The 22,137-nt window shown below is 36.2% G+C and carries 17 protein-coding genes; 15 read left to right on the forward strand and 2 right to left on the reverse strand.

Features of this window, described 5'->3' with window-relative positions; genetic code table 11:
- Positions 1-106 precede the first annotated feature (106 nt).
- The 7 genes from topA (at position 107) to CSC80_RS09110 (ending at position 9,751) form a co-directional block, all read left to right on the forward strand.
- Positions 107-2,596 carry a type I DNA topoisomerase gene (topA, locus tag CSC80_RS09080; RefSeq protein ID WP_074670025.1) on the forward strand — a complete coding sequence of 830 codons (2,490 nt, stop codon included), beginning with the start codon at positions 107-109 and terminating at the stop codon, positions 2,594-2,596.
- 59 nt (positions 2,597-2,655) lie between these two features.
- On the forward strand, positions 2,656-3,813 hold the full coding sequence (locus CSC80_RS09085) for a formimidoylglutamase (protein ID WP_058105073.1): 1,158 nt from the start codon (positions 2,656-2,658) through the stop codon (positions 3,811-3,813).
- Between the two features lie 122 nt (positions 3,814-3,935).
- On the forward strand, positions 3,936-5,300 hold the full coding sequence (gene gldK / locus CSC80_RS09090) for a gliding motility lipoprotein GldK (protein ID WP_091601660.1): 1,365 nt from the start codon (positions 3,936-3,938) through the stop codon (positions 5,298-5,300).
- A gap of 85 nt (positions 5,301-5,385) precedes the next feature.
- Complete coding sequence (gldL, locus tag CSC80_RS09095) at positions 5,386-6,042, forward strand: gliding motility protein GldL (protein ID WP_058105075.1); 657 nt, start codon at positions 5,386-5,388, stop codon at positions 6,040-6,042.
- A 56-nt stretch (positions 6,043-6,098) separates the two neighbouring features.
- The gene (gene gldM, locus CSC80_RS09100; RefSeq protein ID WP_058105076.1) at positions 6,099-7,658 is read left to right on the forward strand and encodes a gliding motility protein GldM; all 1,560 of its coding nucleotides are present in this window, start codon (positions 6,099-6,101) and stop codon (positions 7,656-7,658) included.
- A gap of 64 nt (positions 7,659-7,722) precedes the next feature.
- On the forward strand, positions 7,723-8,610 hold the full coding sequence (gldN, locus tag CSC80_RS09105; RefSeq protein WP_058105077.1) for a gliding motility protein GldN: 888 nt from the start codon (positions 7,723-7,725) through the stop codon (positions 8,608-8,610).
- Positions 8,611-8,707: 97 nt separating this feature from the next.
- A complete protein-coding gene (locus tag CSC80_RS09110) occupies positions 8,708-9,751 on the forward strand; it encodes an FAD-binding oxidoreductase (RefSeq protein ID WP_099191156.1) in 1,044 nt (347 codons plus the stop codon).
- Here CSC80_RS09110 and CSC80_RS09115 read toward each other — a convergent pair.
- Positions 9,741-10,136: a DUF983 domain-containing protein gene (locus CSC80_RS09115; protein WP_099191158.1), complete on the reverse strand. Its 396-nt coding sequence runs from the start codon at positions 10,134-10,136 to the stop codon at positions 9,741-9,743. The two genes, CSC80_RS09110 and CSC80_RS09115, sit on opposite strands and share 11 nt — an antisense overlap.
- Before the next feature lie 135 nt (positions 10,137-10,271).
- Here CSC80_RS09115 and CSC80_RS09120 point away from each other — a divergent pair, with 135 nt between their 5' ends.
- The 8 genes from CSC80_RS09120 to CSC80_RS09155 all read left to right on the forward strand — a co-directional run bounded on the left by CSC80_RS09120 (position 10,272) and on the right by CSC80_RS09155 (position 21,383).
- Complete coding sequence (locus CSC80_RS09120) at positions 10,272-12,182, forward strand: ABC-F family ATP-binding cassette domain-containing protein (RefSeq protein ID WP_099191161.1); 1,911 nt, start codon at positions 10,272-10,274, stop codon at positions 12,180-12,182.
- A gap of 161 nt (positions 12,183-12,343) precedes the next feature.
- Positions 12,344-13,219 (forward strand): leucine-rich repeat domain-containing protein, encoded by an 876-nt coding sequence (locus tag CSC80_RS09125; RefSeq protein WP_074670020.1) that lies wholly within the window; start codon positions 12,344-12,346, stop codon positions 13,217-13,219.
- 211 nt (positions 13,220-13,430) lie between these two features.
- The gene (locus tag CSC80_RS09130; protein WP_099191163.1) at positions 13,431-14,315 is read left to right on the forward strand and encodes a hypothetical protein; all 885 of its coding nucleotides are present in this window, start codon (positions 13,431-13,433) and stop codon (positions 14,313-14,315) included.
- Positions 14,316-14,745: 430 nt separating this feature from the next.
- Positions 14,746-15,876 (forward strand): HlyD family efflux transporter periplasmic adaptor subunit, encoded by a 1,131-nt coding sequence (locus tag CSC80_RS09135; RefSeq protein ID WP_074670018.1) that lies wholly within the window; start codon positions 14,746-14,748, stop codon positions 15,874-15,876.
- Positions 15,876-19,136 carry an efflux RND transporter permease subunit gene (locus CSC80_RS09140; protein ID WP_099191165.1) on the forward strand — a complete coding sequence of 1,087 codons (3,261 nt, stop codon included), beginning with the start codon at positions 15,876-15,878 and terminating at the stop codon, positions 19,134-19,136. The genes CSC80_RS09135 and CSC80_RS09140 overlap by 1 nt, the downstream gene beginning before the upstream one ends.
- Positions 19,136-20,500, forward strand: a complete 1,365-nt coding sequence (locus tag CSC80_RS09145; protein ID WP_091601678.1) for a TolC family protein — start codon at positions 19,136-19,138, stop codon at positions 20,498-20,500. The genes CSC80_RS09140 and CSC80_RS09145 overlap by 1 nt, the downstream gene beginning before the upstream one ends.
- Before the next feature lie 22 nt (positions 20,501-20,522).
- Positions 20,523-21,191, forward strand: a complete 669-nt coding sequence (locus tag CSC80_RS09150; protein WP_099191167.1) for a hypothetical protein — start codon at positions 20,523-20,525, stop codon at positions 21,189-21,191.
- A gap of 9 nt (positions 21,192-21,200) precedes the next feature.
- Positions 21,201-21,383: a CPXCG motif-containing cysteine-rich protein gene (locus tag CSC80_RS09155; protein WP_058105087.1), complete on the forward strand. Its 183-nt coding sequence runs from the start codon at positions 21,201-21,203 to the stop codon at positions 21,381-21,383.
- Here CSC80_RS09155 and CSC80_RS09160 read toward each other — a convergent pair whose 3' ends face one another.
- Positions 21,384-22,061 carry a head GIN domain-containing protein gene (locus CSC80_RS09160; protein ID WP_099191169.1) on the reverse strand — a complete coding sequence of 226 codons (678 nt, stop codon included), beginning with the start codon at positions 22,059-22,061 and terminating at the stop codon, positions 21,384-21,386.
- Between the last annotated feature and the right edge of the window lie 76 nt (positions 22,062-22,137).

Below are 22,137 nucleotides of genomic sequence, written 5' to 3' on the forward strand. Positions count from 1 at the left end.
TTTCATGAAATTACGAGCGTATCTCTGTTGAAATATGGGAAAAAATAAATTCCTGAAATTTCAAAGTATAATTTTTAGTATACATTTGTAAGTATAAACAAGGTTGATGGCGAAAAATTTAGTAATTGTTGAGTCTCCTGCAAAGGCCAAGACTATAGAGAAGTTTTTGGGAAAGGATTTTAAGGTAGAATCGAGCTTTGGTCACATTGCGGATTTACCTTCTAAGGAGTTGGGAGTAGATGTAGAGAATGATTTCACCCCTAAATATATAGTAGATAAAGAAAAGAAGGCTTTGGTTAAAAAGCTTAAAGGTCTTGCGGATAAAGCAGAAACTATATGGCTTGCGAGTGATGAGGACCGTGAGGGAGAAGCCATTTCGTGGCACTTGGCAGAAGAATTGGGGCTAGATAAGAAAAAAACAAAAAGAATTGTTTTTAACTCTGTAACCAAGGCTGCAATTCAGAAGGCAATAGAGAATCCGCGAGAAATCAACTTTAATCTTGTAAATGCACAACAAGCTAGGCGAGTTTTGGATCGTTTGGTAGGTTATCAATTATCTCCGGTACTTTGGAAAAAAATTAAACCGGGTCTTTCTGCCGGTCGTGTACAATCTGTAGCTGTAAGGTTGATCGTAGAACGAGAAAGGGATATTGAGGCGTTTGAGCCGCAAGCATCATTTAAGATCGCTGCAGAATTTAAGACTGAAGAGGGTAGTGTGTTTTCTGCCAAGCTGAATAAAACCTTTGCTTCTGAAAAAGAGGCCAAGGCATTTTTAGAAAAGAATATTTCTGCAGATTTCTCGGTAAGCAAATTAGATAAGAAACCAGCAAAGAAATCGCCTTCAGCGCCGTTTACAACATCGACATTACAGCAAGAGGCATCAAGGAAATTGTATTTTTCTGTGGGTAGAACCATGCAGGTGGCACAACGTTTATATGAAGCAGGTTTAATTACCTATATGAGAACGGATAGTGTAAACTTGTCCAATGAAGCATTGGCTTCGGCAAAAGAAGCTATCATAAAGAACTATGGTGAATCTTATAGCGAGACTAGAAATTTTACCGGTAAATCTAAAGGGGCGCAAGAGGCCCATGAGGCCATTAGGCCTACTGATATGGGTAATCAGTCCCCATCATTAGAACGTGATCAATCTAAGTTATATGATTTAATATGGAAACGTACGGTTGCATCTCAAATGAGCGATGCACAGTTAGAGCGTACCAATGTAAAGATCAAGACCAATAAACATTCAGAAGAATTCACGGCGAACGGTGAGGTGATAAAATTCGACGGATTCTTAAAAGTGTATATGGAAGGCGTAGATGATGAAGATGTTGCCGAAGAACAAGAAGGTATGTTGCCCGCCATGAAAGAAGGTGAGCGTTTGCTGAATAATTTTATCTCTGCGACGGAACGCTTTACAAGACCGCCATATAGATTTACAGAAGCCTCTTTGGTTAAAAAGCTAGAAGAGCTGGGCATTGGTAGACCATCTACATATGCCCCAACAATTTCTACGATCCTTAATAGAGGTTATGTAGAAAAAGGTACAATTGAGGGTACAGAACGTAAGTATCAACAATTGATATTAGCATCAAATAAAATAGAAGAAAAGAATCTTAGTGAAAATGTAGGTTCGGACAAAGGAAAAATGGTACCTACGGATATAGGTATGATCGTTACCGATTTCTTGGTAAGTAATTTTGCCAATATATTAGACTACAACTTTACCGCACAGGTAGAAGAAGATTTCGATGAAATAGCTTCTGGTGATGAAGATTGGAAGAAAATGATGAAAGACTTTTATAAAGATTTTCATCCAAATGTGGTAGATGTTGAAGAAAATGCGGATCGCGCAAGTGGCGAAAGAATTTTAGGTAAAGATCCTAAGAGTGGTAAACAAGTATCTGTACGTTTAGGTAGATTCGGGCCAATGGTTCAAATTGGTACCGTAGATGATGAAGAGAAGCCAACATTCGCCAGTTTGTTGCCAGAGCAATCTTTGAATACCATTACTTATGAAGAAGCAATGGATCTGTTTAAGCTTCCTAGAAAATTAGGGGTTTATGAAGGAGAAGAGGTATTGGCCAACGTGGGTAGATTTGGACCTTATGTAAAATTCGGCGATAAATTTATTTCTATGGATAAAGGGGAAAGTGCCTTTGAAATAGAGATGGATAGAGCAATAGAATTAATAGTTGCCAAGCAAAAAGCGGACGCGCCAATTGCGATGTACGAAGAAAAAGAGGTTACCAAAGGCGTAGGTAGGTTTGGTCCGTTCATAAAATGGAACGGTATGTTCATCAACGTTAATAAGAAGTATGATTTTGACAACTTATCAAATGACGATATTGTTGAGCTTATTGAAGTTAAAAAACAAAAAGAAATAGATAAGGTCGTTCAAAACTGGGAAGAAGAAGGTATTCGGATAGAGAAAGCCAGATGGGGGCGCCATAATGTTATTAAGGGCAAGATCAAGGTTGAATTGGCTAAAACGGTAGATGTTACAAAAATGTCGTTGGAAGAAGCTCAGAAATTAATTGAACAAAAAACACCAAAGAAAAAGACAAAAGCCAAGGCTAAGAAAAAAAAGTAATCTATTTTTAAGTCTTTATAAGAGTGTAGTAATTTTATGATTTCTAAACCTATTCAATAATGGCCTTTGATTTTTTAGTTCCGGTATCGGACAAAGTTTTAGCCCATAATGAGTTATTGCCAAGTCAATCTATTGGTAAAAACACCTATATACATACTGAAAAGGATGGTTTGCCGGTATTGGCAAATGCCACAGTAGCCATTTTAGGGGTAAGGGAGTCTAGAAATGCATATGAGAAAAAACACGAAAAGCTAGATGTTTCCGCTATACGATTACAGTTCTACAAACTTTTAATAGGAAATTGGAACGCAACTATTGTAGATCTAGGGGATATAGAAGAAGGCGCAACTGTAGAGGATACTTATTTTGTGGTAAAAGAAGTAGTTGCCGGTTTACTTGAAGAAGATATCATTCCTATCATTTTAGGAGCTACACAAGATATTACATATCCTGCATACAGGGCTTTTGATGGTATTAGGGATATGATCAACCTGGTAGCTATTGATAGCAGGTTCGATTTTGGTATAGAAGATGAGCTTATATCTTCGCATTCCTACATGAGTAAAATCATTACAGACAAACCTAATAACCTTTTCAATTTTTCAAATATTGGTTATCAAAGTTATTTTAATGCCCAGGAAGAAATAGATCTTATGGAGCGTTTATTTTTTGATGCCTATAGACTTGGTGAGGTTGCAAATGATATTTCTTTGGCAGAGCCTGTGCTAAGAAATGCGCACATGGTAAGTTTAGACTTACGATCTGTAAAAGCAAGTGAAATTTCTATGTCGGCAAATTTCTCTCCTAACGGATTTAATGGTAGAGAAATATGTGCAATATCCAGATATGCCGGTATCAGTGATAAAGTGTCTGTTTTTGGATTGTACGAAATGGAGAATACCGTACAATCACAACAGCTAATAGCACAAATAATATGGTACTTTATAGAAGGTATCAATTTTAGGATTAAAGAATCTCCATACACCAAAACAGATGATTTTGTTAAGTATAACGTACCTAGCGAAGATGAAGAATTGGTGTTCTACAAAAGCTTATTAACAGAAAGATGGTGGACAGAAGTGCCATCTATTTTTACTTCACATACTAAAGCCAATACACCTGCGTTATTACCTTGCACCGAGAAGGATTATGTAGACGCATGTAATCAACAGATTCCTGAAAGGTGGTTCAAGGCCTATAAGAAAGGCTTTAATTAACATAATTTTTTTTAAAGCATTAAAAGACTTTAATACAATATTTTATATAAAACCTAGTTTTAGTTGTTAGAATAAATTATTGTATTCTGAGTTTAAACCATAATCGAAATTTAACCTAAAGTATGAAGAAGCTATTGTTATCCTCTATAGCGTTTGTTTTTTTACTCACAAGTTGTGGGTCTAAACAGAAAGGTGAGCTAACCGGAGTCCAGGGAAAAAAGTGGTATCCAGAAAAACCATATGGAATGGAACTTATCCCAAGGGGTTCTTTTATCATGGGTAAGAGTGAGGAAGACCAAGGAAAATTATTGAATGCACCAACTAAGACAGTTACGGTACGTTCTTTTTACATGGATGATACTGAAATTACCAATAGTGAGTATCGTCAGTTTGTAGAATGGGTAAAAGATTCTATTGTTAGAACCAAGTTGGCCATTTTAGCAGATGAATTAGGTATTGGTCCAGAAGAAGGTGGTATTGGTGATTATGCATTTAAAGATGCAGATACAACAAGAGCATCTGTATATGATAAGTATATGTTGGATAATTACTCTGGTATGGGCGAAACAGGATACGAAGGTAGAGCGTTGAGCAAAGATGAAGACCTTGTGTGGGACACATCGGAATATCCAGATGAATATTATACCGAAATTATGGATTCTATCTATTTGTCTGAAGAAGAATCTTATAATGGTCAACGTACTATTGACGTTAAGCAATTAAAATATAAGTACAGCTGGATGGATATTGAAGCAGCGGCAAGAGCATCTGTAAAAGGAAATACTAGCCGTAAAGACTTTATCAGAACAGAAGAGGTAGAAATTTATCCGGATACTACGGTATGGATCAGAGATTTCTCATACTCGTACAATGAGCCTATGCATAATGATTATTTCTGGCATGATGCGTATAGCGAATATCCTGTAGTAGGTATTAGCTGGCAACAGGCAAAAGCATTCTGTAATTGGAGAACCAAGTTCAAGAATGATGATAATAAGAGTCGTGGAAAGCAGTTCGTAAACCAATTTAGACTTCCAACAGAGGCAGAATGGGAATATGCGGCAAGAGGTGGTATCGAAGGTGGTACTTATCCTTGGGGTGGACCATACGTAATTAGTGATACGGGTTGCTTTATGGCAAACTTTAAACCACAACGTGGAGATTATGCAGCAGATGCCGCTTTATATACGGTAGAAGCCAAATCTTACGAGCCAAATGATTATAACATGTATAATATGGCCGGTAATGTATCTGAGTGGACAAACTCTAGCTACGATCCAAGTGCTTACGATTATGTTTCAACAATGAACCCTAACGGAGGTGATCAATCTAACACAAGAAAAGTTATTAGAGGAGGTTCTTGGAAAGATGTAGCATACTTTTTACAAGTAAGTACAAGAGACTTTGAGTATGCAGATTCAGCTCGTAGTTACATAGGTTTCAGAACAGTACAAGATTATATGGGTGAGGAAGATTCAACACAATAAATAATAATATTAACAGTTTTATAATAAATTCAAATTCATTTTTTAACCAAATCTTTTTTATTAAACCTTAAATTAAATTAAAATCATGGCACAGTCAAAATCCACAAAAAAATTATTTAACATGGCCTACGGCCTTGGAGCATCAGTTGTAATTATCGGTGCATTATTTAAAATTCTTCACTGGGAGTTAGGACCTTTAAATGGTGGTATTCTTCTAGCGATAGGTCTTATAACAGAAGCACTTATTTTTGCGATCAGTGCATTTGAACCAGTAGATGACGATTTAGATTGGTCATTGGTATACCCAGAATTAGCTGGTGGTGAGAGCAAAGCTCCTAAGAAAGCACAAGCTGCTACAGAAGTAAAAGAAGCTGAGGCATCTTTATCTAAGAAATTGGATGACTTATTAAAAGAAGCTGGTGTAGATGCAAATCTTATGGAAAGCTTAGGTACTAGCATCAAGAACTTTGAAGGTGCTGCTAAAGGTATTGCTCCAACTGTTGATGCAATGGAGTCTACTAAGAAATATTCAAGCGAAATGGTTCAAGCTGCAGCTCAAATGGAGTCTTTGAACAGTCTTTATAAAGTACAATTGGAAAGTGCTAGCAAACAAGCTTCAGTTAATGAAGAGGTTGTTCAAAATGCAAGTGCACTTAAAGATCAAATGGCATCTTTGTCTACAAACCTTTCTTCATTGAATGGTGTATATGGTGGTATGTTATCTGCAATGAGCAAAAACTAATTTGGATTTTTACCGACCCGAATCAATTATTAATTAAAAATCTAAATTAAAAATCCATGGCAGGAGGAAAACAATCACCACGTCAGAAGATGGTCAACTTAATGTATTTGATCTTCATCGCAATGTTGGCGTTAAACATGAGTAAAGAGGTGCTAGCGGCATTCGGTATTATGAATGAAAAGCTAGAGACTTCTAACGAAAAGACAACAGCAAGTAACAATGCGTTCTTGGAAAGTCTTGGAACTAAAGCATCTGAAGATGCTGCAAAGTATGACAAGTTATATCAAAATGCTCAGCAGATCAAAGCAATGTCTCAAGAGTATTATGATTATTTGGAAGGACTTAAAAAAGGTATGATGGAAGGGATCGAAGATCCTAAAGATTATGCTCGTATGGATATGTCCGATTACTTGGACCAGAAATTATTTCAAGGTGAAAATTTATCGGAAGACGGTAAAAAGTTCATGAGTAACCTTACAGGTTATAGAGATCAAGTTGCTGCAATAGTACCAGCTGCTTTAAAGCAATCTGTTATCGATCGTTTCCAAACAGGAGATGAGAACGGTAAAGTTGAAAAAAGAGACGGTACAAAGCAAGATTGGATCAACTACCACTACGAAGGGTATCCTTTAGTAGCATCTTTGGCGAAATTAACACAGTTACAAGCTGATGTTAAAATAACTGAAGAAGCAGCTTTGAAATCTATGTTGGCAGGTGAGTTGACCGAGCAAGTTTCTTTAAAGAACTTTGCAACATCTCTTTCGGCTACTAAATCTGCATACTATGCAGGTGAAAAGTACGATGGTAAGATCATTATCAGCAAAACTGATAATTCTTCTACTCCAGTAAGAGCTGAATTGACTTTAGACGGAAGAAAATTATCTGAAGGTTCTGATTATAAATTAGAGGCAGGTGGTGTTAAAATGTTGATTGGTTCTGGTTCTGCCGGTGATCATGAAGTAAAAGGTACGATCTACTTTAAGCAAGACGGTGAAGAAATTCCTGTTGAGGTTAATAACTCTTTCGCAACGATTTCTAAGCCAAATGCTGCTTTGATCGCTGCAGATAAAATGAATGTTGTTTATAGAGGTGTTGCTAACCCAATGTCTATCTCTATACCAGGTATACCTAACAATAAGGTTAGAGCATCTGCTCCAGGTCTTAAAGCGGTAAGTGGTAGTAAGTATGTAATGACACCAGGTACTGGTAGAAATGTTACTATTACAGCTTCAGGTACATTGCCAGATGGTCAGTCCGTATCTTCTAAGTCTGAATTCAGAATTAAGGATATTCCAAGACCGGAAGGTAGCATAAGCAAGCAAACTGGTAGTCTTAAACTTCCAAAGAGAAATGTTGAGATCGCTACTATAGGTGCTGGTTTAGAAGACTTCGATTTTGATTTGAACTTAGCGGTAAGCGGTTTCAAATTCAAAGTACCAGGTCAGCCAACCGTATCTGTTAGAGGAAACAAAATGAATGCTAAGGCTAAACAAGCTTTATCACGTGCTAAAAGAGGAGATGTTGTACAAATATTCGATATCGAAGCTTATATCACAAACAATAAGAGTTACAAGTTAAAGAAAGTATCTCCAGTAGTAGTGGAGATTACAAACTAAATAAATGGAATGATACCGGGTAAGCCCTATGGTCTTGCCCGGTTAATTTTAAAGTGAAACAAACATGAATTGGAAAAATGTTTTAGTAATGGGAGCGGTAACAATGTTACCTTTATCAATGATGGCCCAGGCAAATGTATTGAACGCAAAGAAACCTAGTGAGGTTGGTATTCGTACAGAAGCTCAAAAGGCTGTGGATAATGATGCTCCATTAGAATATGGTTATGTAGATGATAGGGATATACTTTGGTCTAAAACTTTATGGGAGACCATTGATTTAGATGAGAGAGTAAACTTCCCATTATACTACCCAACAGATACTATGGATATTGGACCAGATAGAAGGTCATTATACCACGTACTGGTTAAAAATTTAAAAAGTGGAAAATTAGATACTTATACAGATTCTTATTTTACACAAAAAAGAACTTATGCAGATTTAAAAGATGCCTTGCAAATGGTTGATACCCTAGATTATGGGTATGAGCAAATGAATGCAGGTGAAGCTGTTTCTGAAGAGTATATTACTCGTAGAACTATTTCTGCAGCGGATATTGAAGAATATCATATAAAAGGAATTTGGTATTTTGATAAAAGACAAGGAGAGTTAAAGTACCGTCTTTTAGGTATTGCTCCTGTTGCTCCGGATGTTAACTTTATGGACGACGAAAATCCAGATATGGTTGAGCTTTTTTGGGTATGGTACCCAGATGCGCGTGAAATGTTGCACGAGGCTAAACTATTTAACTCCCAGAATTCTGCACAACCCATATCATTTGACATGTTGTTGAATGCACGTAGGTTTGATGCTGTTATTTATAAAGAAGATAACGTTCAAGGAGATAGAAATATTGATGATTACATTTCTGATAATGCTTTGTTCCAATTGTTGGAAGCAAAAAGAATCAAAGAAACTATTAGAGATAAAGAACAAGACATGTGGGCTTACTAAGCTTGCTGAAAATCCAATTCACATAAAAAAGACCCGATCTATAGATCGGGTCTTTTGTTTTATATACTGTTTCATACATTGTAAGTACATTTGTGGTATGGTAGATTATATGATTGTTGGTCTAGGTTTGGCAGGTACTGCCTTTTGTGAAAACCTGCGCAGAAAGAATAAGACTTTCATAGTGTTTAATGACCGTTCGCAAACATCTTCTAGGGTTGCAGGTGGTTTGTACAATCCTATAATTTTAAAAAGGTTTACACTCTCATGGCGGGCAGATGAGCAATTACCTGTGGCTACCGAATTTTATAGCGGGTTAGAGCAATTTTTAAATGTAAGGTTTGATGAAAAATTAAATGTACTCCGAAAATTCGCTTTTATTGAAGAGCAAAATTTGTGGTTTGAAGCTGCCGATAAAAACAAGTTAAAGCCCTTTTTGGATGTTGCCTTATCGCAAAACGATAATGCAGCCCTTAACATCCCTTTTCAGTTTGGTAAAGTATTACAAACAGGTAAACTAGATACTAAATTCTTATTTGATAGTTATGAGAAATGGCTAAGTGAAAATGATAAAATTTACGCACAGACATTTCATTATGAGCAATTGAAAATTGAAGAGGATTGTGTTGTATATCAAAATGTAAAAGCTAAAAACATTGTATTTACCGAAGGGTACGGTATGGTGTGCAATCCGTTTTTCAATTATTTGCCAATGCAGGGGTCTAAAGGAGAATATATTGTAATCAAGGCAAAAGATTTAAATGAGAGGAATATTATTAAATCATCTATTTTTTTAATTCCGCTTGGTGATGATCTATACAAAGTGGGTGCTACCTACAACAGAGAACAAAAAGACAATATTACTACAGAGAAAGCCAAGAATGAACTTATAGAAAAACTTAATGGCCTTTTAAAGTGTAATTATACCGTGGTTGATCATGTAGCAGGTATGAGACCTACGGTAAAAGATAGAAGACCATTGGTGGGGCAACATCCTAAACACAAAAACTTATGGGTGCTGAACGGTTTTGGATCTCATGGTATTACCATTGCACCGTGGGCGGCCAAATCTCTTTATGATCGTATTGAAACAAAAGCACCGCTATTGGCAGAAATGGACATAGCCCGGTTTACTAACGACTAGTGTTGTGTAAAGTGGCCTTGGCATCATACTTCACGAACATATTGATCCAAATATTTCTAGAAATTCTCATGATTACAGGCATAAATACGACCAGGGTTCCAATTATCGCAATAAAAGTGGTGATGAGGCTAGCTCCAAGAAAAAGATTGGCAATGACAAAAGCTGCAACGGCAAAAGCAATACCTACTGCATAACTAACATACATAGCGCCATAAAAGAAAGAAGGCTCAATTTTATATTTTAGGTCGCAATGACCACATCTATCGTGCATTTCAAAAATTTTGCCCATATGATATGGGTTTTTGTCCACATACATACTTTCTTTATGGCATCTGGGGCAACTTCCTGTTAAAATACTGTAGAGTTTGTTTCCTTTTTTTAACATTTGCAAAACTTTATACTAAGGTACGATTTTAAGGCATTTTTCTTGTCTTATATCTATTTGAAGAAAAGATAATTAAGCATGTATGTATAGATAATTTTTATCTATATCCAAGGCTAACAAGAAGAATTAGAATTTATGTTAAACGTTCACAACCTATCTGTCTCTTTTGGAGGAGAATATCTATTTGAAGAAATTTCATTTCGCTTAAATGCCGGTAATAGAGTAGGATTAGTAGGTAAAAACGGTGCAGGTAAGTCAACCTTATTAAAACTGCTTAATAAGGATATGGCTTTGGATACCGGAGTAATTGCGGTTGAAAAAGACATAAAAATTGGTTTTTTAAGACAGGATATAGATTTTGTTCAAGGCAGGTCGGTTTTAGAAGAAGCTTATCAAGCTTTTGAAGAGATCAAAGCTCTAGAGTTAAAGTTAGATGAGATTAACCATCAATTGGCAGAGCGTACAGATTATGAATCAGAATCGTACAATCAATTAATAGTAGATTTAAGTGATATTACCCAACATTATGAAATTTTGGGAGGATATAACTACCAAGGAGAGACAGAAAAAATACTGCAAGGTTTAGGTTTCAAAAGAGAGGATTTTGATAAAAAGACCGAAACTTTTTCCGGTGGATGGCGAATGCGTATAGAACTTGCAAAACTACTGCTGCAAAGTAATGACGTGTTGCTATTAGATGAGCCCACCAACCACTTGGATATAGAATCCATTATTTGGTTTGAGCAGTTTTTAAATAATTATACCGGTGCTGTTGTAATTGTTTCTCATGATAAAATGTTCTTGGATAATGTAACCAATAGAACTATAGAAATATCTTTAGGTCGCATATATGATTATAATAAGCCATATACCCAGTATTTGGTTTTAAGGAATGAGATCAAACAACAACAAATTAATGCACAAAAGAATCAAGAGAAAGAGATTCAGCAAGCAGAGCGTTTAATAGAGAAGTTTAGGGCAAAATCTACCAAGGCTTCTATGGCACAATCTTTAATAAAGAAGCTTGATAAAATTGAACGTATTGAAGTTGATGAAGATGACAACAGTGTAATGAGTCTGCGTTTTCCTGTATCCGTCACCCCTGGCAAAGTAGTGGTTGAGATAGAGGAGCTTTCTAAGTCTTATGGCAAAAATTTGGTGTTAAACGATATTAATTTGCTCATTGAACGTGACAGCAAAACGGCTTTTGTTGGGCAGAACGGACAAGGAAAATCTACCCTGGCTAAAATTATAGTTGGTGATCTGGAACATGAGGGTCACTTAAAATTGGGGCATAACGTGCAAATAGGATATTTTGCTCAGAACCAGGCAGAGTATTTAGATGGTAATAAGACCATACTTGATACCATGATAGATGCCGCCAATGAAAAGAATAGAAGTAAGGTTAGAGATATTTTAGGGTCATTTTTGTTTAGGGGAGATGAAGTTGATAAATACGTTAAAGTTTTGTCCGGTGGTGAGCGTAACCGTTTGGCTTTGGCAAAGATGTTATTGCAGCCATTTAACGTACTTGTAATGGATGAGCCTACCAATCACCTGGACATCAAATCTAAAAATGTACTAAAACAAGCCTGTTTAAATTTTGAAGGCACCTTAATTTTAGTTTCTCACGATAGAGACTTTTTACAAGGGCTTACCAATAAAGTCTATGAATTTAAAGACCAAAAGATTAGAGAATATTTGGGCGATGTAGATTTTTACTTGGAGCAACGTAAAGTAGTGGATTTTAGGGCAATTGAGAAAAAACAGACCGTTGTTGCCGAAAAGGAGAAGCCAAAAGCATCCACATCATTTCAAGATCAGAAAAAAATTAAGAGTTTAAAAAATCAATTAAGCTCTGTGGAAAGTAAAATTGGTTCTTTGGAAAAGGAGATTAAAGAGATTGATCATAATTTGCTGGTAGACTATGATGCTACTATAGCTGAGCCTAATTTCTTTGATGGATATCAAGCCAAAAAGAAGAAATTAGAGACGTTAATGCAAAAGTGGGAAACGTTAACTATTGATATTGAGGAATTAACATAATTCAGTTTTGTCTCACCACAGATTTTGATAGTTTCACCACAGATTTAGCTACTTTCACAACATAGCAGGGTAAATCAACGATAAAATTTCAGTTTTCAACGTTATTAATTCAAATTTGTAGGATAATTCCTAGTTGAATACGTTTACCAAACCACCATCATATGAAAAAACTATACTATTTAAGTTTCAGCTTATTATTTCTGACAACAGTTTGTTTTGCAGAAGTATCTAAAAAAGAGAAAAAGGCATTAATTGATCTTTACGAAACTACCAATGGTAAGCATTGGGTAAAGAAATGGGATCTGAATGCACCAGTTTCTAAATGGCACGGTGTTAAGGTTGAAAATGACAAGGTAGTTGAAATCAACTTGTTTCATAATAATCTTATGGGGTCTTTATCCTCGCAAATAGGTGACCTTGAGAACCTAAGAGTATTGAACCTTGCATTTAATTCAATAACAGGTAAGTTACCGGTAGAAATTGAAAACCTATCCAATTTAAAAATATTAAAGTTAGAAATGAACAGGCTAAACGGTGAACTACCTGAAGGTATTGGTAGCTTGTTACAACTAGAGGAACTTTCTGCTTTCAATAATTTTTTCACAGGGGAGATTCCATCTACGGTTGGTAATTTAAAAGGATTAAAGGTGCTGAACCTTTCTAGTAATGAATTCATTGGTGATATACCAAGTTCATTGGGTGCATTATCTCAATTAGAGACTTTGGGTCTTTTTGAAAATAGATTAGAAGGTGCTATTCCAAGAGATATGGGTAACCTTAGTAATTTAAAGGAATTGGTATTGGCGAACAATAGACTTATAGGTGATATTCCCAACGAGTTTTCACAATTGGCTAGCCTAGAGGTATTTCAAATTCAGAACAACAATTTTAGTTCTTTTAAAGCTTTAGAGCTTTTGGAAACTAAAGAGTATTTGGTTTTTGATTACGATAAAGAAGACGAAAAAATAGAATTTAAGGATATAAACTTCAGTAGAACCAGAATGGCGGATACGAAGTTTGAGGATATAGAAGAGTAAGAGTAGTTTACACTTTTAGTTAGTTTGGTGAAAGAAAGAGATGTTGAACAGCATCTCTTTCTTGTTTTTATACCATAAAGGTTCAGCTATATATCATAAATGTATTTTTTGCACGTTATAATAAAAGTACCTTTTACACTAAAGTAGGTTTATACTTGTTTAAGCTGTGAAAAGTGTATTTAAAAAGCCCCCAAACCTTAATATTTTCAGTATGAAAAATGTTATTAATTTTACCTGCATAGTACTTTTCATGACCTGTAGTTATTTGGTCAATGCACAAATACCTGAAAAGGAGAAACAATATTTAATAGATTTCAATAAGAGCACCGTTGGTGAACAGTGGCAGCGTAAATGGGATTTGAAGTCCGATCCAGCTACTTGGCATGGAGTTGAGGTTGCAAACGGTCATGTTGTTGGTTTAAAATTATATCGCAACAATTTAACAGGTGCTATTCCAGATGGTATTTCTGCGCTTTCTCATTTAAAATCATTGAACCTTGCTTTTAACGTGATTGAAGGTGAACTGCCTAAAGATTTGTTTAGTTTGCAAAAATTGTCCTCATTGCGTTTAGAAATGAACAAGATATCAGGGACTTTGCCCCAAGATTTTTCAAAAATGGCAGCATTGGAAGAACTTTCTATGTTCAATAATTTATTTCAAGGTGAAATTCCTGATGGTATCGGTGAAATTTCTAATCTTAAGATTTTGAATCTTTCCAGTAATTATTTGGAGGGAAGTTTGCCCAAGTCGCTTGAAAAACTTGAAAAATTAGAGCGTTTAGAGTTATTTGGAAATAAGTTGGCAGGAGCAATTGAAGTAGATTTAGGACGTTTGGTGAACTTAAGGGAAATAATTCTTTCTTATAATAAATTTGAAGGCGATTTGCCTAGTGGTATGGAAACATTGAGTAACCTAGAATTTGTGCAATTACAAGGCAATGATTTTAGGTCGCTAAACTCGTTGTTAAGAATGCAAAGTACTAAACTTGCGGTGTTTGATAGTGATGACGAATTTTTGAATTTAAAATTTGGTACGGGCGAAGTAAATAGAACACGTATAGTAGATACCAAATATGAAGATGCGAAGCGAAATTAAATAGCTTATAAATACAAAGGGAAAGGGATGCGAGAGCAACCCTTTTTTATTTTATACCTACCGTAAAACCAATATTTTTTATGATTACTTTAACCATAAAGGCTTTCAATGCCAGAAGTGTTTTTTTGTAGTTTCGCCAATGATTAAATGATTTCCAAAAAATTCTAGTTAAAGTCTATTTAAAAAAGCTATTCTGTTTTAACAATATTTTGATGATTACCCTATAAGGTAAATACATTTTACTCGTTGATAGTAAGTGCTTTTTTTAAAAACTTTTGTACAAAACGGCATGTTGATTTAAGCTGAGATTGTTTCAAAGTCGTTTCACTCTTGAATTTGGTCGGTTCATTTAATCATCATCATCCTAAGGGATATTAAAAAGTACTTTTGATCCTGTGTTTTTTGAAATACGCTTATAAATTATAATAAAATGCGAAAAATTATTTTTACCGTTCTAGGTATTTTACTAATTGTAGTATCCTTTTTTTTAGCGGGTTATATTATTGATAGTAAGAAAACATTCAAACCCAAATCTGAGAAAGTAGTAAAAACAGTATTTACCGAGGTCGTTGAAAATGGTACGGTACCGATTATAGTATCGGCAAATGGTAATTTAACCGCTAAACAACGCGTAGAGCTATATGCAGAGGTACAAGGAGTCTTCAAAAAGGGGAGCAAATTGTTTAAAGAAGGTCAATCTTTTCGTAAGGGTGAGACCATTATAAATATAGATGCAGATGAATACGCGGCAAGTGTGCAGTCTGCCAAAAGTAATCTCTTCAATCAATTAACGGCGGTAATGCCAGATTTACGTTTAGATTATCCGGACATTTACTCAAAGTGGCAAGACTATCTTACCAATTTTGATATGTCTAAAAGTACTCCGGCGTTACCGGAAATGGCTACTGAAAAAGAAAAGTTCTTCATCTCTGGGAGAGGTATTTTAACCAGCTATTATAATGTTAAGAATTTAGAACAAAGATTATCCAAATACCGTATTGTGGCACCATTTTCCGGAGTACTGACAGAGACTTTGGTTACAGAAGGTACTTTGGTAAGATCAGGTCAAAAACTAGGGGAGTTCATTAATACCGAAGTTTATGAATTGGAAGTTGCCATAAGTAAAAGATATACGGATCTATTGAAAGTGGGTGAATCGGTAGAACTAACAAATTTGGATGATAACAGCACATATAAGGGCAAGGTTACTAGAATCAATGGAAGTATTGATCAAGCGACACAAACCGTAAATGCATATATAGAGGTAGAAGATAAGAATCTAAGGGAAGGAATGTACTTAGAGGCAGATCTTGATGCTAAAAAAGAGGAGAATGCTATTGAGGTAGATAGAGGTCTATTATTGGAAGATAACAAGATTTTTGTAGTTAGGGATTCTATACTTGATGTCATAGATGTAGAGCCCGTTTATTTTTCAGATAAACGTGTAGTTCTTAAGAACGTACCCAATGGTGTTACTATAGTGTCAAAGCCAATAAGCGGAGCTTATACCGGTATGGCAGTTAAAATTTATGCTGAACAACCAGAAAATACTAAAGGATAATGCGTAAACTGATTGAATATTTTATTCGGTATCATGTTGCCGTAAATGTCGTAGTAATATCCTTTGCCCTATTTGGTATAGTTGGTGCAAAGGCATTGAAATCTTCTTACTTTCCACTAACGGATTCTAAGAATATTTCTATCACCATTACCTATCCAGGTGCTTCGCCACAAGAGGTGGAAGAAGGTATTGTTCTAAAGATAGAAGATAACCTAAAAGGACTTGAAGGTGTTGATCGTGTAACCTCTACCTCAAGAGAAAATAGTGGTACGATCAATGTGGAGATCGAAAAAGGGGAAAATATAGATTTCATGCTTTTGGAGGTCAAGAATGCGGTAGATAGGGTGCCGACCTTTCCAACAGGTATGGAGCCTTTGATCGTTTCTAAGTTAGAGACCGTTCGCCAAACCATATCATTTGCCATAAGTGGAGATAATATTCCGTTGGCAACATTAAAAAGTGTAGGTAGGGAAATTGAGAATGACCTACGTGCAATGGACGGTATATCTCAAATAGAGATTTCTGGTTTTCCAGATGAGGAAATTGAAATAGCCGTGAACGAGAATGACCTTTTGGCCTACGGACTTTCATTTACAGAAGTTGCAAGTGCAGTTGGTAATGCCAATATACTTGTAACCGGTGGTAATATTAAGACTGATGCCGAAGAGTACTTAATACGTGCCAATAACCGTTCGTATTATGGTAGTGAGTTAAATAATCTTGTGGTTAGGGCAGATCAATCAGGTAACGTAATTCGTTTGAAAGACGTGGCGGTAGTAAGGGATCGCTTTGCAGAAACGCCAAATGCAAGTTATTTCAATGGCAATCTATCTGTTAGTGTCTCTATTACAAGTACCAATAATGAAGATCTTATTGTAGCGGCCGATCAGGTGAATGAATATGTTGATGTATTCAATGAAAAGTACAATAACATTAAATTGGATGTTGTTTCCGATCAATCTATCACACTTAATCAAAGAACGCAACTATTAACCGAAAATGCCATTATGGGTATGGTTTTGGTGTTGATATTCCTATCACTTTTCTTGAATACAAGATTGGCGTTCTGGGTAGCCTTTGGTTTACCGGTAGCGTTTTTAGGAATGTTTGTTTTTGCGGGCTTCTTTGATGTTACCATTAATGTACTGTCATTATTTGGTATGATTATCGTAATTGGTATTCTGGTAGATGATGGTATTGTAATTGCAGAGAACATCTATCAGCATTATGAAAAGGGTAAATCTCCTGTTCAGGCAGCTGTAGACGGTACTATGGAGGTATTACCTCCAATTATTTCCGCTATTATAACCACTATTTTGGCATTCTCTATTTTCTTGTTTTTAGATAGTAGAATTGGGGAATTCTTTGGTGAAGTATCCGTAATCGTTATTTTAACATTGGTGGTGTCCTTGGTAGAGGCATTGGTCATATTACCTGCTCACTTGGCACATTCAAAAGCATTACAGCCTATTGATACCAAGCCAAAAAGCGGATTCGCAAATGCATTTGCCAAACTTAGGGTAATCAATGAGTTTGGAGATAGATTAATGGTATGGATGCGTGATAATCTTTACACTCCCGTATTGAGATTTTCAATGAATCATAAAATATTTATGTTCGCCGTTTTCGCTTCGGCATTCATATTAACGTTAGGTTCTGTTGGTGGTGGTATTATTAGAACGGCTTTCTTTCCAAGAATTGCCAGTGACCGTGTGGGTATAGAATTAGAAATGCCAAACGGAACCAATGAGAAAATAACAGATTCTATTATTTCATTTATAGAGGAGAAAGCAATCATAGTAAATCAAGAACTGTCCGATAAATATTTTCCTGAAGGTGATAAAATGGTTTTTGAAAATATGATCAGAAGATTAGGACCGGGGTCTTCATCTGCGGTATTGACCATTAACCTATTACCAGGCGAAGAAAGACCTAATGAGATTTCTGCGGATATGGTTACCCGTAGATTGGAAGAATTGGTGGGTCCGGTTTTAGGTGTAGAAAGTTTGATTTATGGTTCCGGTGGTAATTTTGGTGGATCGCCTGTATCGGTATCCTTATTAGGGAATAATATAGAGCAATTAAAGGCTGCAAAGGTTGAGCTTAAAGAAATTCTTACTAAAAACCCAAGATTAAAGGATATTGCCGATAATGATCCTGCCGGTATTAAAGAAATCAGATTGACCTTAAAGGAAAATGCCTATTTACTTGGCTTGGATCTTCAAGCTTTAATGACCCAGGTTCGTGCCGGTTTCTTTGGTGTACAGGCACAACGTTTTCAAAGGTCACAAGATGAGATTAGGGTTTGGGTGCGCTATGATAGAGAAGAGCGTTCTTCTATTTCCAATTTAGATGATATGAGAATTGTAACTCCGTCTGGTGAGCGTGTGCCATTAAGTGAGGTTGCAGATTATACTATTGTTCGTGGAGATGTAGCCATCAACCGTTTAGAAGGAAGGCGAGAAATTCAGGTATCCGCAGATATGAAAGATGTAAAGGATAGTCCTACGGAAATCATGACGGAGATTCAGAACGTACACATGCCGGAAATACAATCTAAATATCCAACGGTAAGTGCTTCTTATGAAGGGCAAAATAGAGAATTGGAGAAGTTGACAGGGTCTTTAAAACTGGTTGGTTTTACGGTAATCCTTTTAATATACATCACAATTGCATTTACGTTTAGAAGTTTCAGTCAGCCGTTAATGTTATTGTTATTGGTGCCATTTAGCTTTACCGCAGTTGCTTGGGGTCACTGGATTCATGATTTTCCTATAAACGTACTTTCTATATTGGGTATCATTGCATTGATCGGTATTATGGTTAATGATGGTTTGGTACTTATAGGTAAGTTCAATTCTAATTTAAGGGAAGGTATGTCTTTTGACAACGCCATTTTTGAAGCCGGTAAATCAAGATTTAGGGCAATTTTCTTAACATCGGTAACCACAATCGCCGGTTTAGCTCCATTAATGTTAGAGACTAGTAGACAGGCGCAATTCTTAAAGCCAATGGCAATTTCCATTGCTTATGGTATTGGTATTGCTACGGTGCTTACCTTATTGATGTTGCCATTGTTTTTATCGTTCAGTAACAACTTAAAAGCACAGAATCTATCTTTCGCTTCGGGTCATAAGATTACGAAAGAAGAGGTAGAAAGAGCGATCAAGGAAAGAAAGGAAGCTGCGCATTTAGAAGGTCATACGCAACATGCAATAGAAGATGGTGCACAAACACATAAGAATCTAGATAAGTTATAATGAGTAAAGTAAGATTCATCACATTATTGATATTTCTCCCTGTTTGTTCAATTTTTGCACAAGAGAAAACACTCTCAAAAGAAGAAGCTGTAGCTAAGGCATTGGAGAATAATTTTGGAATTGAGATTGCAAAAGGTCAGGTTGATATTGCCGAGAATAATGCCAGTGTGCTCAACTCCGGCTATTTGCCAACGTTAACGGGTACTGCCGCTGCTACATATAATAACAATAATACCACTACGGAATTCCCAGGGCAGTTCAATGATGATGGTAGTGCTAGAGATGATATTTCCATAGATGGTGCAGAGAGCCAAAGATACAGTGCGGCTTTAAACCTTAATTACACTTTGTTTGATGGTTTGGGTAGGTACTACAATTATAAAAGACTAAAAGAGCAGTATCAGCTAAGTACCTTACAGGCACGTGAGACTATTGAGAACACCATGATCCAAATGTTTACGGTCTATTTTGAAATTGCCCGTTTAACTGAAAATAGAAATGTACAAAAGCAAGCTTTGGAGATTTCTAGGGATAGGATTACAAGGTCGGAATATTCTTTTGAATACGGGCAAAATACCAAATTGGATATTTTGAACGCACAGGTAGATATGACCAATGATAGCATTGCATTATTGAACACTGAGCAGCAATTGGCCAATGCAAAGCGCGATCTAAACGTAGTGTTGAATCAAGATTTAAGTTCACAGTATATGGTAGATACCACAGTGGTCTTTATACCTAAGTTTCAAATAGTGGAGTTTATGGATCAAGCCATAGCCAATAACGTGGCCGTACTACAGACAGAGACCAATTTGAACATTAATGCCTATGACATTAAAGTAAATAAGTCTGGGTATTTGCCTACTATTGGGCTAACGGGTTCTTACGGTTGGAACAGAAACCAGAATGCCCCTTCTGCATTTTTAACGGGAGCGGTTTTTCCGGGTACAAATTCTAACGTTGGTAATTATGCATTGGGTGCCAGTTTAACATGGAATCTTTTTGATGGCGGTAGTACAACGGTAAGCGTAAAGAATGCAAAAATTGCCTATGCCAATCAAGAATTGTTAAGAAAGCAGGTAGAGCTAGAGGTAAATCGTGATATGCAGAATGCCATGGCGTTATATGAGAATCTGCTGAAAATATATCAAATACAAGAACAGAACGTATTTACCAATGAAAATAACTTTGAACGTTCAAAAGAGCAGTTTCAGTTAGGTAGTATTACGTCCATAGAATTTAGACAGGCACAGATTAATTTATTGAATGCGCAGACCAATAAGAATTTGGCAAAATATGATGCTAAGCTGGCAGAACTACAATTGTTGCAGCTAACTGGGCAGTTATTGAATATAGAATTGTAAGGGGCAATTAATTACGAAAGACATGTATAGCGATAGAACAAATAGCGAACTCATAGAGATAATGAACCAACATTCATTGCTCACTTTTGAAGCGCAATTAAGTTTACAGGAGGAGTTGCAAAAACGTGCTGTTGTTGTGGACCTTAGTGATTTAAACACCACCATTGCAAATAAAAGGGCACAGATCCAGAATTTAGAGTATTTGAAGGATTTTGGTTTTCAAGCAAATAGAACCGTTGACGGATTTACCGTTACAAGAACTCAAAAAGCATTGTTTACAGATGTTTTAGCGGTTATTGTTGGTCTTTTGGTGTTTCTTTTGGGCGTGTACGGTTGTATCAATTTGGTATACACCTTTATAAATGGCGATGAACTGGATGTTTTTACCTTGGCATATAAATTTGCCATGGCAGCCTTAATTTTTATTGGCTTCAGTTTTTTTAGTGGATTACAACGACTTTTCGATTTTTACGGATTTGAGTTACGTAAGGCGAACGGTTCAATAACCTTAAAAAAACGCTTTGATGTAAAGTTGGAAGAAGTACAGATCAACGCTACCGATATTCATTTGGAAGAGGATGAGGATATTTTGGCCATAAAATTAGGTCATGAGACCATTTTCACCTCAAATGGCGGAAATCTTATACAAACTCTTACCTTACAAGAATTGGCAAAAGAGCTGAAAGCATAACCATTTTCTATGTTCGAGCATTATTTTCAATGTCCGTATTGCTGGGAAGAAGTTTCCATGCTTCTAGACCCATCTATTGCGCAACAGACTTATGTAGAAGATTGTGAAGTATGCTGTAACCCGATCGAGGTTACTCCGCAATTTCAAGAAAGTGAACTTGTAGCGTTTAATGTTCAGAGTATAGAACAGTAATTACTCGGGTATGGCAATCTTGCCACCAAAGGTATCATCCTTGTCCACTGATTTTGGATTTCCATATACTGTAATGGAACCACCAGCTTTTACTTTTGCAATAACGGCCTCACTGGCATAAACTTCGGCACTACCACCAGATAGCACTATTACGGTACTGTTTTTAGTCTTTAGCCCCTTGTTAAAAAGTTTACCTCCGGTATTGATCATGACCTCTTGGTTAGTGCTGGTACCCGAAAGTTTTATCTCACTACCACTGGTGCTTTTGGCAGATACATTGTTATAGGCAATATTTAAGGTAATGGTGCTGGCATCTTGTGCTTCGATCGCTAAATCTGTACCAATGACCAATCCTGTAGATATAATTCTAGAATTCTTATTGGCATCTATTATCGATAATGCTTCGGTATAATAAAGTTTAAGGCTTAAGGTGGAATTTAATACAGATTCCCCAGAACACATTTTTAAGCGTAAACGTGCATCGTTTTCGGTAATGCTAAGGTCTTTTTTATGTTCAAGAGGTATTTCAATCTTGTTTTCCTCACCTTTTACTAGGGTAACGCTAATTCTATCATACACTTGTAACTCGGTAAAGTTTTCTAAAGGAATTACAGCGTTGTTTTGAGCAACTAAAAGGGTAGTGCAGAAAAGCATGGTAAAAAATAGCAAAGATTTCATGAAGCGTTGGCAGTTAGATTACAAAGTTAAGATACAATTTGATTTTAAGCACCATGCGGTAGCAAATCATAAAACT

It is taken from the genome of Maribacter sp. 6B07, assembly GCF_002700155.1.
GTDB lineage: Bacteria > Bacteroidota > Bacteroidia > Flavobacteriales > Flavobacteriaceae > Maribacter > Maribacter dokdonensis.